This is a genomic window from Sphingobacterium athyrii (assembly GCF_003071065.1).
GTDB classification, from domain to species: Bacteria; Bacteroidota; Bacteroidia; order Sphingobacteriales; family Sphingobacteriaceae; genus Sphingobacterium; species Sphingobacterium athyrii.
In genome coordinates this window covers 316,747-332,645 of sequence record NZ_QCXX01000001.1, presented here as the reverse complement: position 1 = coordinate 332,645, position 15,899 = coordinate 316,747, and the positions used below count along the sequence as shown (strand labels likewise).

General features: G+C 41.5%; 14 protein-coding genes. 7 read left to right on the top strand and 7 right to left on the bottom strand.

All coding sequences use genetic code 11. The features are described from left to right. Positions 1 to 7: 7 nt before the first annotated feature. The 6 genes from DCO56_RS01480 (at position 8) to DCO56_RS01455 (ending at position 7,134) form a co-directional block, all read left to right on the top strand. Entirely contained in the window at positions 8 to 1,030 is a 1,023-nt protein-coding gene (locus tag DCO56_RS01480; RefSeq protein WP_108632001.1) for an FAD:protein FMN transferase, read from the top strand. Between the two features lie 16 nt (positions 1,031 to 1,046). After that, complete coding sequence (locus DCO56_RS01475; RefSeq protein ID WP_108632000.1) at positions 1,047 to 1,970, top strand: hydroxypyruvate isomerase family protein; 924 nt, start codon at positions 1,047 to 1,049, stop codon at positions 1,968 to 1,970. A 94-nt stretch (positions 1,971 to 2,064) separates the two neighbouring features. Further along, complete coding sequence (locus DCO56_RS01470; protein WP_108632895.1) at positions 2,065 to 3,303, top strand: nucleoside permease; 1,239 nt, start codon at positions 2,065 to 2,067, stop codon at positions 3,301 to 3,303. A 42-nt stretch (positions 3,304 to 3,345) separates the two neighbouring features. Continuing rightward, positions 3,346 to 5,031, top strand: coding sequence for a GMC oxidoreductase (locus DCO56_RS01465; RefSeq protein ID WP_108631999.1), 1,686 nt, complete (start codon positions 3,346 to 3,348; stop codon positions 5,029 to 5,031). 20 nt (positions 5,032 to 5,051) lie between these two features. Continuing rightward, on the top strand, positions 5,052 to 6,485 hold the full coding sequence (locus DCO56_RS01460) for a Gfo/Idh/MocA family protein (RefSeq protein WP_108631998.1): 1,434 nt from the start codon (positions 5,052 to 5,054) through the stop codon (positions 6,483 to 6,485). A 19-nt stretch (positions 6,486 to 6,504) separates the two neighbouring features. Then, positions 6,505 to 7,134, top strand: coding sequence for a gluconate 2-dehydrogenase subunit 3 family protein (locus DCO56_RS01455; protein ID WP_108631997.1), 630 nt, complete (start codon positions 6,505 to 6,507; stop codon positions 7,132 to 7,134). Positions 7,135 to 7,181: 47 nt separating this feature from the next. Here DCO56_RS01455 and DCO56_RS01450 read toward each other — a convergent pair whose 3' ends face one another. Further along, on the bottom strand, positions 7,182 to 7,907 hold the full coding sequence (locus DCO56_RS01450; protein ID WP_108631996.1) for an acyl-[acyl-carrier-protein] thioesterase: 726 nt from the start codon (positions 7,905 to 7,907) through the stop codon (positions 7,182 to 7,184). 325 nt (positions 7,908 to 8,232) lie between these two features. On the opposite strand from DCO56_RS01450, the gene DCO56_RS01445 reads away from it, so the two are divergent. Next, positions 8,233 to 8,499 (top strand): hypothetical protein, encoded by a 267-nt coding sequence (locus DCO56_RS01445; protein ID WP_172394354.1) that lies wholly within the window; start codon positions 8,233 to 8,235, stop codon positions 8,497 to 8,499. Between the two features lie 70 nt (positions 8,500 to 8,569). Here DCO56_RS01445 and DCO56_RS01440 read toward each other — a convergent pair whose 3' ends face one another. The 6 genes from DCO56_RS01440 to panB all read right to left on the bottom strand — a co-directional run bounded on the left by DCO56_RS01440 (position 8,570) and on the right by panB (position 15,869). Next, the gene (locus DCO56_RS01440) at positions 8,570 to 9,871 is read right to left on the bottom strand and encodes a TolC family protein (RefSeq protein WP_108631995.1); all 1,302 of its coding nucleotides are present in this window, start codon (positions 9,869 to 9,871) and stop codon (positions 8,570 to 8,572) included. Positions 9,872 to 9,878: 7 nt separating this feature from the next. Further along, entirely contained in the window at positions 9,879 to 12,962 is a 3,084-nt protein-coding gene (locus tag DCO56_RS01435; RefSeq protein ID WP_108631994.1) for an efflux RND transporter permease subunit, read from the bottom strand. Between the two features lie 6 nt (positions 12,963 to 12,968). Next, complete coding sequence (locus tag DCO56_RS01430; RefSeq protein ID WP_108631993.1) at positions 12,969 to 14,030, bottom strand: efflux RND transporter periplasmic adaptor subunit; 1,062 nt, start codon at positions 14,028 to 14,030, stop codon at positions 12,969 to 12,971. 170 nt (positions 14,031 to 14,200) lie between these two features. Further along, a complete protein-coding gene (locus DCO56_RS01425; RefSeq protein ID WP_108631992.1) occupies positions 14,201 to 14,356 on the bottom strand; it encodes a 30S ribosomal protein THX in 156 nt (51 codons plus the stop codon). 85 nt (positions 14,357 to 14,441) lie between these two features. Beyond that, complete coding sequence (locus DCO56_RS01420; RefSeq protein WP_108631991.1) at positions 14,442 to 15,044, bottom strand: PH domain-containing protein; 603 nt, start codon at positions 15,042 to 15,044, stop codon at positions 14,442 to 14,444. 9 nt (positions 15,045 to 15,053) lie between these two features. Next, positions 15,054 to 15,869 (bottom strand): 3-methyl-2-oxobutanoate hydroxymethyltransferase, encoded by an 816-nt coding sequence (gene panB / locus DCO56_RS01415; RefSeq protein ID WP_108631990.1) that lies wholly within the window; start codon positions 15,867 to 15,869, stop codon positions 15,054 to 15,056. Positions 15,870 to 15,899 lie beyond the last annotated feature (30 nt).

Below are 15,899 nucleotides of genomic sequence, written 5' to 3'. Positions count from 1 at the left end.
TGCGGTGATGGGGCCAAAAGGAAAAATTTGCCATATATTCTTTTTTATCATCTGGTCGCTTGGTTTACAGGCGCAAACGGATTCAAAAGAATTAAGCAAGATTCGACTGGAAGGCCCTGCACAAGGCACACAGTTTCACCTTACTTATTTTGCTACGGATAGCATTGTCAAGCGGTCGGAAATAGATAGTATCTTAAAAGTTATTGATCTATCCATGTCGGTCTACCGCAAGGATTCTAAGATATCGCTGTTCAACCGGGATACGGTGACGCATATCGAAATGGATCAACATATGGCTCGTGTCATTGCAGCTTCATTTCGATACAACAAACTATCCAAAGGCCAATTCGATATTACCATTGCCCCACTGGTCAACCTTTGGGGCTTTGGTGTGAGAAAAAGCGAAGTAGTACCAGATTCGGTAACCGTTTACCAGGCAAAGCAATTTGTCGGGATGCACTACCTCAAAGTCAATCACAATCAATTGGTAAAGAAAAAACCGGGTGTTAAGATTGATGTAAATGGTATCGCACAGGGCTATACGGTGGATGTGCTGGCAGAATACTTAAAACATAAAGGACTGTCGGATTACATGGTGGAAGTGGGAGGCGAAATCCGGGTTTCGGGAACAGCTCCCGGGCAACAAGGTTTTTCAATCGGTATTGTACAACCCGATGAAAGTAGACAGGAAGAGACTATGACGGCTGTTGTGCAGCTCCGGTCCGGGGCGTTAACTACGGCCGGTAGTTTTGAGAAGTTTATTAAATATAAAGATAAAAAACTGGGACACCACATAGACCCCATTTCAGGTTTTCCCTATACGACCAGCATCTTAAGCGTTACGGTGTACGCCGGAACGGCCATGGATGCCGATGCCCTGGACAATTACTTTATGAGCATGGAGCCTGCCGAAATTATCGCTAAGGCCAAGAAACTTAAAGATGTGGAGGTTTTTGTCATTTATAAAAATAAAAACCAAGCCATTCAAACGGTTTATTCGGATGGATTTGGTAAATTATTTAAAAATTAATCAACTATAAACAAAAATGAAAAGATCTGATTTTATTAAAAGTGGCCTTTTGGCTGCTGGAGCCGGATTATCTGGGCATACATTTGCCTCAACAAATCAAAATGCAACCAATATGATGGATAAAGGAAAGACATTTAATCTAAATTATGCACCCCATCAAGGGATGTTCAAGAATCATGCAGGTGACAATTTTCTGGACGAAATTCGTTACATGTATGATTTGGGATTTCGTGGAATTGAAGATAATGGCTATCTCGGCCGTACATTAGATGAGCAAAAGAAAATAGGGGAACTATTGGCCAAATTGGGGATGACCATGGGGGTATTTGTGGTTGATGGCGGCCAAAATTGGATGCCTTCCTTGGCAACAGGCAAACAGGAATTTTTGGATAAATTTGTCGAAACTTGTCATAAGTCTGTCGAAGCGGCCAAACGCTGTAACGCAAAATGGCTTACGGTAGTCCCTGGATTCTATGAGCGAAGACTTCCCTGGGGAAATCAATTCAGCAATATTCTTACAGCAATGCGTAAAGGTGCAGAGATCTTCGAGCCCCACGGGTTGGTGATGGTGCTTGAAACGCTGAGCGATACCCCGGAGTTATTTTTGCAACAAACGCATGAAACCTACGCCCTATGTAAGGCTGTCAACAGCCCATCCTGTAAGATTTTGTACGATATCTATCATATGCAACGTACGGAGGGAGATTTGATTGCTAACATGAACCGTTGCTGGGATGAAATTGCCTATATCCAAATTGGCGATAATCCGGGACGGAAAGAACCCACGACGGGCGAAATCAATTACAAAAACGTATTCAAACACATTCATAGTAAGGGATATAGAGGTATCATGGGGATGGAACATGGTAATTCTAAGCCAGGCAAGGAGGGCGAAGATCGATTGGTCACTGCCTACCGTGAAGTAGATAGCTTTTTGTAATATTTTAATAGTGTACTATTGACAATTAGATTTAATTTCTTAAATTGAGCAGGTAAAACCAATTAGTAGTATTGTAAAACACCATTTATTTATGATTTCATCAACAATAAAATTTAAACTGTCCTTCATGATGTTCCTTGAATTTTTTATTTGGGGGGGATGGTTTGTCACATTAGGCACTTTTCTGAGTAAGAATCTGCATGCGACAGAATTTGAAAAGGCTAATGTTTTTTCGACACAGTCATTGGGCGCTATTATCGCTCCCTTTATTGTAGGAATGATTGCCGATCGTTATTTTAATGCCGAGCGTATTTTGGGTGTTTTGCATTTGGTGGGTGCCGTATTAATGTATCAGATGTATGGTGCGACCGATATGTCTACTTTTTATCCCTATGTATTGGCCTATATGGTGCTATATATGCCAACACTGGCTTTAACAAGCTCGGTTTCATTTCGTCAATTAACAAATCCAGAAAAGCAGTTCTCAGCTATACGTATCTGGGGAACAATTGGTTGGATCATTGCAGGGTTAGTTATCAGCTATTTTTGGGATGCAAAGGCGTCTGAGGGAGCATTAAAAAATACTTTCTTACTATCTGGGATTGCTTCTTTGGTATTGGGTATATTTTCTTTTGCATTGCCTAAAACACCTCCGGTGAAATTGGATGAAAATGAAAAACCATCATTTGCATCAATTATTGGTTTAGATGCCATTAAATTGTTGAAAGACAAGAACTTTTTGATCTTTTTTGTATCCTCAGTATTAATCTGTATTCCATTGGCGTTCTATTATTCCAATGCAAACCCTTTTCTTTCTGAAATAGGACTAGAAAATGCTACTGGTAAAATGACGATAGGTCAAGCATCTGAAGTACTGTTTTTGTTGGCATTACCAATTTTCTTTACAAAATTTGGATTCAAGAAGACGATCTTGGTAGGGATGTTGGCATGGGTGATCCGTTACCTGCTGTTTGCTTATGGTAATGCGGGTGAACTTTCATTTATGTTGCTTATTGGTATCGCTTTACACGGTATCTGCTATGACTTTTTCTTTGTTTCGGGACAAATTTATACAGATAGTAAAGCTGGAGTTAAATACAAATCTGCCGCACAGGGCTTAATCACTTTGGCAACATATGGTGTTGGTCAGTTGATCGGTTTCTGGGTAGCAGGTTACGTAGGGGACAAATACAAAGATTTAAAGGCAACTGATTTAGCAGGTTTTTGGAACCATACTTGGGTCGTACCCGCAATTATTGCCGCGGTGGTATTTTTTATCTTCTTAGCTCTTTTTAAAGATGAGAAAGTGGATAATGCGAACGCTGCACACTAAACAGAAAAAATAACTATTTAAAAACAAATAATTAGAAGAGAGATGGCAACAAATACTTATGACGCGATTGTAATCGGTTCTGGGATAAGTGGTGGATGGGCTGCGAAAGAATTGACAGAGAAAGGGCTGAAAACAATTATGCTAGAGCGTGGTCGTAACATCGAACACATCAAAGATTATACTGCGCCAAATAAAAATCCATGGGAATGGCCTCATGCTGGTGGTCGTACGCAGCAGATGATCGAAGATTATCCGGTTTTGCGTAGAGATTATCCCTTGAATGAAAAGAACCTGGATTTTTGGGTGAACGAAAAAGAGAGTCCTTATACAGAAGTAAAACGCTTTGACTGGTACCGTGGGTATCACGTCGGTGGTCGTTCTTTAATGTGGGGAAGACAATCTTATCGTTTGGGGGATTTGGATTTCGAGGCAAATTTAAAGGATGGTCATGGTGTAGATTGGCCAATCCGTTATAAAGATATTGCTCCTTGGTATAGTTATGCTGAAAAATTTGCTGGTATCTCGGGAAATAGAGATGGCGTGCCATCTTTGCCAGATGGTGATTATATGCCCGCAATGGCGATGAACATTGTTGAAAAAGATTTGGCTGAGCGCTTGAAAAAACAATATGGAGGCCAACGTCATTTCATCATGGGACGTACAGCGAATATAACGGTTCCACATGAGGGCCGTGTCAACTGCCAATATCAAAACCAATGTTGGTTGGGTTGTAACTTCGGTGCTTATTTCAGTACACAATCGGCAACTTTACCAGCCGCAAAAAAAACGAATAACTTAACATTACGTCCGTTTTCTATCGTAACAAAGATTATTTACGATAAAAACACCAAAAAGGCAAAAGGTGTTGAAATTGTTGATGCTGAAACGAATCAGACTTATGAGTTCTTTGCGAAGGTAATTTTTGTTTGTGCGTCGGCATTGAACTCGACTTGGGTGCTGATGAATTCAGCGACCGATGTTTGGGAAGGTGGTCTTGGAAGTAGCAGCGGTGAGCTTGGACACAATTTGATGGATCACCATTTCCGTTGTGGTGCCGGTGGTAATGTAGAAGGATATTTGGATAGCTATGTTTTTGGTCGTCGTCCGACAGGTCTTTATGTGCCGCGTTTCGTAAACGTTGAAGGCGATACGAAAAAACGTGACTATGTTCGCGGATTTGGTTATCAGGGTGCTGCAAGCCGCAGCCGTTGGTCCGGTGCTGTTGCCGAGATGGAAGTTGGTGGTGCATGGAAAGATGCGATCTGTGAACCTGGTACCTGGAATGTAGGTTTCACGGCATTTGGAGAGACTTTACCGTACCATGAAAATAAAATTACGCTGGATAAGAGCAAAAAAGATAAATGGGGGTTACCTGTGCTATCGTTCGATGCCGAAATCAAAGATAATGAATTGAAGATGCGTGGTGACATGCAAAATGAGATGAAGGAAATGCTGGAAAGCATTGGCGTAAAAGATACTTATACTTATGATAATGTATATGGACTTGGCCAAGGTATCCACGAGATGGGAACAGCTCGTATGGGACGCGATCCTAAAACATCGGTATTAAATGGGAATAACCAGGTCTGGGATGCATTGAACGTATTTGTTACGGACGGTGCGTGTATGACTTCTGCAGGCTGTGTCAACCCATCACTTACATATATGGCGCTTACTGCACGTGCAGTCGATTTTGCGGTTAGTGAATTGAAAAAAGGTAATATCTAATAGCTAAAGATTGATAACAAATGGAAAATAACTCAAATAAGTCGAGTAGAAGAGATTTTTTAAAGACTGCGGCAACTGCTGCGGCAGCTTTCATGATCGTTCCTCGTCATGTATTAGGAGGAAATGGTTTCATTGCTCCTAGTGACAAGTTACAAGTGGCTGGTATAGGTGTAGGTGGTAAAGGGTTCAGCGACATTAACGCATTTCATGATTCAGGCAAAGCGGATCTGGCGTTCTTATGTGATGTGGATGATCGTCGTGCTGCTGGAGCATTGAAACGTTACCCAAAAGCAAAATATTATAAAGATTATCGTGAGATGTTGGACAAAGAACATAAACGCATTGAAGCTGTTTCTGTTTCGACTCCGGATCATCAGCACGCAATCCAGGCATTGGCGGCAATGCAACTGGGCAAGCACGTTTATGTTCAGAAACCGTTGACTCATGATGTTTGGGAAGCAAGAGCACTGACGCATGCTGCCAAGAAATACAAAGTGGTTACCCAAATGGGAAATCAGGGTGCATCAAATGATGGTCCTCGTTTTGTCCGTGAGTGGTACGAAGCTGGTTTAATCGGCGATGTACACACGGTATACTGTTGGACTGACCGTCCGGTGTGGCCTTCAGGAATTGCATGGCCAACGGGTAAAGCGGAAATTCCGAAAGAGCTGGACTGGGATCTTTGGTTGGGAACTGCCCCATACAAAGAGTATGTGGATAAATTGGTACCTTTCAACTGGCGCGGCTGGTGGGATTATGGTACCGGAGCACTTGGTGATATGGGTTGCCACTTATTGGAAGTTCCTTTCAGCACCTTAGGCCTGACTTATGTACAAGATGTACAGGCAACAGTAGGTTCTGTTTATGTGGATGAATTCAAACGTGGTTATTTCCCAGAAAGCTGTCCGCCGTCAAGTCATGCGACATTGACGTTCCCTAAAACTCCGCGTACAAATGGTCCTGTAACATTACATTGGATGGACGGTGGTATTCAACCTGCTCGTCCGGATGAACTGGGGCCAAATGAAATCTTCGGTGACGGTGGTAACGGTATTTTGTTGGTCGGTACAAAAGGTAAGATCTTGGCTGATACTTACGGTCAAAATGCACGTTTGTTACCAACATCAAGAAAAGATCAAGTTGCGCAGAAATATGCTCGTGTACCCGGACAAGAAGCTGGTCACTATGCACAATGGGTGGAAGCTTGTCAAGCTGGTTATGGTAAAAAAGAAGTAAGTTCACCATTTGAAATTGCTGGTCCATTAACTGAAGCTTTGTTGATGGCTAACCTAGCAATTAGAGGCGCTGATTTACGTTTAGATGGAAAATATCCAGGACGTAATCTAAAATTGTTATGGGATAATGACAATATGCGTGTGACAAACTTTGATCATGTGAATCAGTATGTCAAACGTAATTACAGACAAGGTTGGGAAATGAAATATAATTTCTAAAATTAAGATATTTAGTAGTATGAATAGAAGAGAAGCATTACAACGGGTTGCCTTGATTTTAGGAGGTACCGTTATCGGCGCCAATTTATTTTTGGAAGGCTGTACGCGTTCGGCTACAAAGGATGTGCAGGCTTTATTTGAGGCAAAAACAACAGATTTGTTAGGTGATTTAGCGGAAGCTATCCTACCGGCAACTGCAACTCCCGGTGCAAAAGAAGCTGGCGTGGGAAGCTTTATTCCTGTAATGGTCCGTGACTGTTACACGGAAAAGCAGCAAAAAGCATTTTTAACTGGTTTTGCTAGTTTGGATGATAAAGCGAAAGAAGTGAAGGGAAAACCTTTCCTTGAACTTTCAGCTGAAGATCGGACAGCGGTAGCTGCAGCTTTAGATAAAGAAGCAAACGAATTTAACAAGAAACAGGGCGAAGAGCAAAAAGATATCCTGGAGAAAAATAAAGAAAAACAAAATCAATTGTATAATTACGTAGAAAATGATCCACCACACTGGTTCACGATGTTTAAACAATTGACATTGACGGGTTTCTTTAATTCGGAATTAGGTTGTACAAAAGCATTGCGTTTTGTTAAAATCCCCGGAAAATATGACGGAAACTTTCCGTACAAAAAAGGCGATAAAGCATTCGCATAATACCTATGCGTTGTGTCAAATAAAAGCGGAGGCCTTGGCCTCCGCTTTTATTTTGTCTCTACCTCCAGTGCAAAATGAATACGTTGTTGTTTTGTGACGGTCATGAAATAGCCCTTGTCGGTCGAATCCCCATTAATGTCAACTGTGTCATTATAACGAAGTTCTCTGAGGTAATTCATCTCCAACGATTTGATCTGATTGGTCAGAACCAGTTCGATTGGCAGTCTATCCATACACCAGTCCAGGTATTTGACATTATTGGCATGGTTGACAATATCAAGATCGGATAACTTGACGCTATATTGATCAATATTTTTGACAGATTGAGAAATATCTAATTTTGAGAAAGGTCGTTGTGTAGCAGGGCGATCCGGATAAGTTGTAAAATCATCTGTAGAAATGGCCAGATCCTCAGAACTTCTTTTAACTGTATTGATCACCGCCCAATAGCTTGTGGCCGTGACATATACTTGTCCATTTACCCGAATTTCAAAATTACGCGTAGAGCGCGCACCTTCCAGTTCCTGTATCCATGTTCTTACCTGAACAATGTCCATCCATTTGGGCAGTCTGTTGATTTCAATACGCATTCTGCTGAGCACCCAGGTTTGGTTGTGTTTGGCCATTTCCTTAAAACCGAAACCGATATTAGTTGCATGCTCGCCAGCAGTAAGCTGAAGAATATTTGACAAGTCGGAGAAACGTATACGACCATTGGAGTAGCATTGTGTGAAATAAATTTCCCAGTTTTTCTCAAAGACTGATTTTTCCATCTGTTATGTAGTTTTTTTGCAAAATTAGGCAATATGACTGATTTGATCCCTTAAATCAAAATGAAATGACATAATTTTAAGATATTCAGATAATATTGTATTGTATGGCAAATTTCAGGCATTAACGGAAGAAAAAAGCGAAAACCGCCAATCGTTTTTTTATTGTAAAATAAATGATAGTTTTCAATTATTTAATTGATTATTATCATCAGATTAGGTAGATTTAAATAAGCCAATGGCATAAAATAATAAAATAAGATTGGTTTTATCGCGTTATATCTAGTGTAGCGCGAAACTTTAAATTTACACATTAAATGCTAATATTATGGTTGGAGAACTAATAGCTAAAGAGGAAATTCCTCAATTTAAATTTATCCCTGCGAGCGAAGATAAGTCAGCAACGTTTATGGATAAATTGAAAGGGGCCCTTCGGTTGGGAAATGAATTTAAGTCCAAAACTGAAATAGCCTTTCAAACAGATTCCGGACCAAAGCGTATCGAAACCACAGTGTGGTCATTAACCGATAGATATATCCAGATTAAAAGTGGGGTATTAATCCCGCTTCGGTCGATTATTGCAATTGACTATTAATAAGAAAGGCTCCTACATTCGTAGGAGCCTTTCTCTTGGCAATTCATACTGAAAGGATTGTCTATCATAGTTAATAGGTTTCGCCAGTGAGTTCCTTCAGGCGTATTTCTGAAACTTTCGCATCGTACTGCGCCGTATAGCTTCTGGTCATTGCATTGATGTAATTCAACTGTGCCGTCCTTACTTCCAGGGTCGTAATCGTTCCGATACGAAACTTATCCATGGTAATGTTTAGATTTTCTTTGGCCAGCTCTTCGTTCTTTTTTTCTACGTTCGCCAATTCGATATTGGTCATATAGGTTTGAAAGAGTGTCCGAACTTGTGCCTGTATATTTTGTTTTTGCTGCTGTATCTGTATTTCTGTGCTTTGCATCTGAAATTTCGCGATTCGTTCATTTCTGTTTTGGATAAAGCCGTTGAAAATATTCAGTGAAGCCGTCACACCATAGTTGAGCCCTTTATTTTTGTTTTCAGTCGAGAAACCCAAAGAGGAGTGGGATTCATTCCAATTATACCCTGTATTCAGTCCGATTTTGGGATAACGTTCCGCTTTGACGGATTTTAGATTCAGTTCAGCGACTCTTTTATTGATGAGTGCCAATTGAATTTGTGGATTTTGCTGATCCGCTATCTGGATCAGATCACCCAATTTAAGATCCGTATCCAGTTTCATCTCATCTTCGACCTGGAAATCGATGTCCAGATCGCGGGTCATTAGCTGATTCAAGTAGGTCTTAGTATTTTGGAAGCTCTCGCGTTGACGGAGTAAATTGGTCTGATCTGTATTTAGGTCGACTTTTGCATTCAACAGATCCAGTTTGGATCCCTTTCCGATTTCCAGACGGTTTTCGGCCAGCGTGACACGATATTGAGATAGCGTAATGGTCGTGTCTAAGGCATTCAATAAACGTTTTTGCTGTACCAGGTTGTAATAGGTGGCAATGACCTCGCTTAACTGACTGATCACTTCAAATTTGATTTCGGCTTCACCTTGGCGCTGTATTTCTTTGAATCTATCGCGACGGGCAAACATACCAAATCCGTCAAATACTGTCCAGTTAAGATTGACTCCATAGGACATGTTGTCGTTCTTGGCGTTGGAGATCTGCTGCACCTGTCCGTCATTTCTTACCTGACGGGAATTTTGAATAGAATTGCTCCGGCTAAAGCTTCCGGTGACCGCAGGGAGCATTCCGGCACTACCGAGACTTGTATTTTCGATATCTATTTTGTTGTCATTTTTTGCCAACAGGATATTGAAGTTGTTGCTCAGGGTGGTTGTCAAAGCCTCCTCCAGCGTTAGTACTTGTTGCGCACGGGCTTGAAACAGGATGAAGCTAAGCAACAGTGTGATGATTATATTTCTCTTCATGTCTGATCTATTCGTAGCTTTTAATGTTATCAAATTCAGGTCTGTGTTTCTTTGGTTTTGACCACATATAATAGATTGCAGGGATAATGAACAAGGTCAGTATCAACGAAAATATGGTACCGCCAACAATAACAACCCCCATACCAATACGGCTTGTCGAGGCGGCTCCCAGGGACATGGCAATTGGCAAGGCGCCTAGTGCGATGGCTAGACTGGTCATTAAAATAGGTCGCAGACGAGACTCGGCCGAATGCATGATGGCCTCAAATTTTTCCATACCCTCTTCCCGCATCTGATTGGCAAATTCAACAATTAAAATACCGTTTTTCGTCACCAGACCGATCAGCATAATGGTTCCGATCTGGCTGAATATATTCCAGGTCTGATCAAATAGCCATAAACTAATCAAGGCACCTGCTACTGCCATTGGCACGGTAAGGATAATGATAAATGGATCGAGGAAGCTCTCAAATTGAGCCGCCAATATCAAATAGATCAGCAACAGGGCTAACCCAAAAGCAAATAGGGTATTGGAGCTACTTTCCACAAAATCGCGGGATTCGCCACTAAGGTCGGTTGTAAAACTCTGATCCAGTACGTTCTCCTTGATACGGTCCATCGCAGCGATGCCATCGCTCATACTCATACCGGGTGCAAGTCCGGCGGAAACAGTAGCTGACATGTAACGGTTATTGTGGTAAAGTTGTGGCGGACTGCTTTCTTCTTTGACATTGACGACGTTATCCAATTGGATGAGCTGTCCGATATTATTGCGGACATAAATTGAGGTTAGATCTGTTGGCGTGGCCCGTCTATCGTTTTCCACCTGTCCGATTACTTGATATTGCTTTCCGTCACGCATAAAATAAGCGAAACGCTGACCGCTTAACAACAGCTGAAGTGACTGAGAGACATCAAGTACGGATACCCCCATACTCAAGGCTTTTAACCGATCAATTTCGACATGAAGTTCGGGTTTGTTAAACTTCAGGTTGATATCCGTTGTTGAAAATGTAGGATCATTATTCACTTCATTCATAAACTCCGGGATCTTCTCCTGGAGCTTTTCAAAATTTTGTGCCTGAATAATGTACTGTACCGGTAAACCGCCTCTACGGTTCATGGAAATGGTTGGTGTCTGCGAAACATTGACACGCACGCCATCGTATTTTTTTGTCCATTTGGTTAGCTCTTTTGCAACATCATCCTGCGACTTTGTACGTTCTTCCGGATCGACCAGGGTCATACGAATCCGTCCGGAGTTGACGGAACTGGCGCCAAAACCCGGAGAAGTGATATTTAAACTAATCTTATTTTCCGGAATGGAATCGTAAACGAGCTTGTCCAGTTCTTGCATATAACGGTCCATATATTCATAAGTGGCTCCCTCGGGACCTGTGACATTGACCATAATGCTACTTCGGTCGTCATAAGGGGCGGTTTCTTTTTTGATGGAAGAGAAGATCACTCCAATAATGGCAAAACAGACCAGTAAGATCGGGAAGCTGATCCATTTGATCTTCATGAACTTATCTAGGCTATTGGCATACCCCTTATTCATTTTCACGAACATGGGTTCGGTCCATTCATAAAAGCGGGTCTTTTTATGTCCTCCACCTTTGATCAGGTAAGCATTGAGCATGGGGGTCAAGGTTAGGGAAACGAAGGCCGATACCAGGACGGCCGAAGCTATAACCACCCCGAATTCACGAAACAGACGACCGACGAAGCCTTCCAGAAATATCACCGGTAAGAAAACAGAAGCAAGTGTGACTGAAATGGAAATGACCGCAAAGAAAATCTCTTTTGAACCCTTTAAAGCAGCTTCAATAGGAGACATGCCTTCTTCAACCTTCTTAAAAATATTCTCGGTGACAACAATTCCGTCATCCACGACGAGTCCTGTTGCCAAAACAATCGCCAGTAGGGTAAGCACATTGATCGAAAACCCAAAAATGTACATGATGAAAAAAGTTGCGATCAGTGATACGGGGATATCCAATAAGGGCCGTAGAGCTATTCCCCAGTCACGGAAGAAAAAATAGATGATCAGTGTAACCAATATAATGGAGATCAGTAAGGTCTCTGCTACCTCAACAACGGACTTTTTGATGAATTTGGTATTGTCAGAAGCGATATTGATGCTGATATCCTGAGGAATATCCTCTTTCATCTGATCCAGCATCTTGTAAAAATTATCGGCGATATCCAGGTAATTTGTTCCCGGTTGAGGAATAATGGCCACACCGACCAGCTGTTTACCGTTGCTGACCATTTTTGTCTCTAAATTTTCAGCGTCAATTTCAGCACGGCCGATGTCAATAAATTTGACCAGTCGTGTGCTATCTGCTTTTAGGACAATGTTGTTAAACTGCTCGGGAGTGGAAAGGTTGCCAACTGTTTTTACAGTTAATTCAGTGGTATTACCAACAATTTTACCAGAAGGGAGTTCAATATTTTGGTTGTTCAACGCAGTCCGGATATCGGAAGCGGTAATGCCGTAGGCAGCCATTCGGTCGGGATTGAGCCAGAGGCGCATAGCATAACGTTTCTGACCATAAATTTGCGTGCTACTGACCCCGGGAATAGTCTGTAGCCTTTCGGAAATAACGTTTTCAGCGTAATCACTCAGTGAAAGCTTATCTCTGGTTTCACTCTGTAGAGTCAGCGTAATGATCGGGTCGGAGTCTGCATCTGCTTTTGATACGACAGGAGGGGCGTCAATATCTTGAGGCAGGCTTCTGACAGCCTGCGATACTTTGTCACGCACATCATTGGCAGCTTCTTCCAGATTTTTCTTTAAATCGAATTCGATGGTAATATTGCTTGATCCCTGATTGCTCGAAGAGGATATGTTGCGAATTCCATCGATGGAGTTGATCGCCTTTTCCAGAGGTTCTGTGATCTGGGACTCGATAATGTCGGGATTGGCACCAGCATAGTTGGTACGAACCGATACGATGGCCGGATCAATGGAGGGGTATTCACGAACGCCTAGAAAACTAAAACCAATGTAGCCAAATAGAATAATTGTAATATTGACAACAATAGTTAAAACGGGGCGCTTTATAAAAACGGCGGATAAATTCATGTACAGTTAGTTAGCTAGTGAAACTTTAACCTTCACTCCATCTTTTAATGCCAGAACACCTGTTGTCAGTACCGTGTCTCCGGCACTTATTCCAGATAAAATTACAATCTCTTTATCCGTGCGCGAACCGGTTTCAACTTTGGTTTCTTTAGCCAGCCCATTCTGAAGGATAAATACTTTTTTTCCGTCTTGAACAGGAACGATGGCCTCCGTTGGGATGGCGATAGCATCATTTTCTACTTCAATCGGCAGGATAACATTGACGAAGGACCCTACCCGAAGCCGACCTTGTTCGTTCGCTGTCCGGGCACGGACAGTCAATGTTCGGGTGTCAAGGGATACTTCAGGTTCGATCGCATAAATATTTGCTTTTATGACTGTTGGGTCATTGGCGACGCTAAATTCGATGGGGGCATTTAACTTAACCATATTACTGTATTTTTCAGGAATGGCAAATGTAATCTTGACTGAATTGTCTTTGACTAAATTTGCGATTAGGGTATTGGATGAGACGATTGCACCTACGGAAATGTTTCTTAAGCCGATCATACCGCTGAATGGTGCACGCACAGTTGTCTTGGAAATCTGCGCCTGAATCAACTGGATCTGCGCCTGTGCAGTTTTTAACGCCGCACTGGCAATGTCAAATTCTTCCTGACTAATTGCGCCTTTCTGAAGTAATAGTTTTGCCCTACGCTCATTTTCTGCATTAAGCTGATTTGTCGTTTGTGCTTGCTTCAGTTGTGCCTGAAGTTCAATATCATCAATCTTGATCAACGGCTGTCCCTGTTGGATACGTTGCCCCTCGGAAAAGTAAATTTTTGTAATTCGACCACTTACTTCGCTTCTGATTTCAACTTTTTCTTCGGCATCGATACTCCCAGATAAATTGATCGACCGATCTGCTACGGATGACTTCGCAATAATCGCTTGCGCGGCGACAGGAGCATCTTTTTTGACAGCAGATTGGCCACTTTCTTTCTTGTCTTTTTTTGAATTTATGAGGAAATATCCACCTCCGATAACAGCACAGGCTAGAAGGATGTAGATGGTCGTTTTTTTATTCATTGTGGTATAGTCCTTATGTGGTTTTTGATTTGACGGATAAAGATAGGTTTATTCTAATGATGAAACCGGTTGTCAAAAGGATTTTACAATACGAAGCAACCATCTATCCGTTGATGGCGCAATATGCCGGCTATAAAAAAAGCTAGAAACCTGTTCTAGCTTTATGCTTATTATTTTTTCGCTTTGACTGTTTTCTTTTCGACTTCTTTTTGCGTCGAATCATCTACTTTTGGTTTGATGGAAGCTTTCGATAAATGTGGTCTTCTTTTTCCAAAAGAACCGTTTGATATTTTTCCTCTTCTGGTTTTGATATCACCTTTTCCCATAGTATAAAATATTTTGGTTTTAACAATACATTATTGATAAGTTTAAATATACCATATTCCTTTTGGATTTGCAATTTACTTAATATTAAATGATTGGGAAAATTCTTTTCTGTATGTCTATTTTAAAGTTTTGGCTGATGGTATCAAAGAACAGGTTATTGGCCGGTTTATTTTCGGACAGCAGATACGGGATCTCCAGGATGTGATCTTTTAATTTGATCCGATAGTAACCATAGAGCAGACCTCTGGTGGTCTGAATGGACTCAACCTGTTGTACGCCCTGAATGTCCCGGAAAATATTGAAAGTATAATTATCCGCACGAAGCTGTTCCACAAAAACCTCATTTGTTTTGGCGTTAAACCATATCTGCTGACTCTTGATCTTGCGGAAGTGATTGTTGAAAAGAAAAAGGTAACCAATTAAAAAGAAGGCGATTGGAAGCAGAAACAATACAATTTTGATTTTTACAAAGAGTAATATCGTAATGAGAATAAGTATCACACCCATAATGACATTAGAGATTGTTTTCTTGAGGGTGGATTGAATGAGTGCAGCGGGTGCTTCGATCAATTGGAAGCCCGACTTTAAATTTTTGGAATTTATGTCTTCTGATCCGGAAAAATTAAATTTTTTCCGGATCAGAAGATAAGCAGCTAGGAGAATTAGTCCAACGATCAACAATTTCATGATGCTTGGTTAATATTGTTCTTCTGCATTTGGATACTGGACAGCCTTGACTTCAGCAACATAATTGCTCACTGCTGTTGTAATCTGCTCGTGAAGATTGGCAAAATGTCGCATAAACTTGGGCTTAAAATCCGCATTCATCCCCAACATGTCATTAATTACCAATACTTGGCCATCGCAATCGGCACCTGCACCTATTCCGATTGTTGGAATATCCAATTTTTCGGTTACCGTTTTGGCTAAAGCTGCTGGAATTTTCTCCAATACAATGGCAAAACAGCCCACTTCTTGTAGGGCCAGTGCATCTTCAATAAGTTTGGCTGCTTCTTGTTCTTCCTTGGCACGGACACCAAAATTTCCAAATTTGTTAATGGACTGTGGCGTTAAACCCAGATGCCCACAAACTGGGATTCCGCCGGAAATAATCTTTTTGATATTTTCAATAATTTCAAGACCGCCTTCCAATTTCAGGGCATGGGCACCGGATTCTTTCATCATGCGTACAGCGGCGTTGTAGGCTTCGTTTGCAGAACCCTGGTAGCTACCAAAAGGTAAATCTGCCAAGACCATGGCGCGTTCAGTGCCACGTGCAACGGCCGCTGCATGGTAGATCATATTGTCGAGCGTGATGGGTAGGGTGGTTTCATAGCCAGCAAATACATTGGCTGCAGAATCTCCGATCAGAATAACATCCACACCGGCACTGTCTACCATTTGGGCCATGGAGTAATCATAGCTGGTCAGCATCGAAATCTTCTCCTGACGTTCTTTCATTGCTTGCAGCATCGCTGTGCTTACTCTTTTTATTTCTTTGTTTACAGACATCTTAACTTATATTGTAAACCCAAAAGTAAG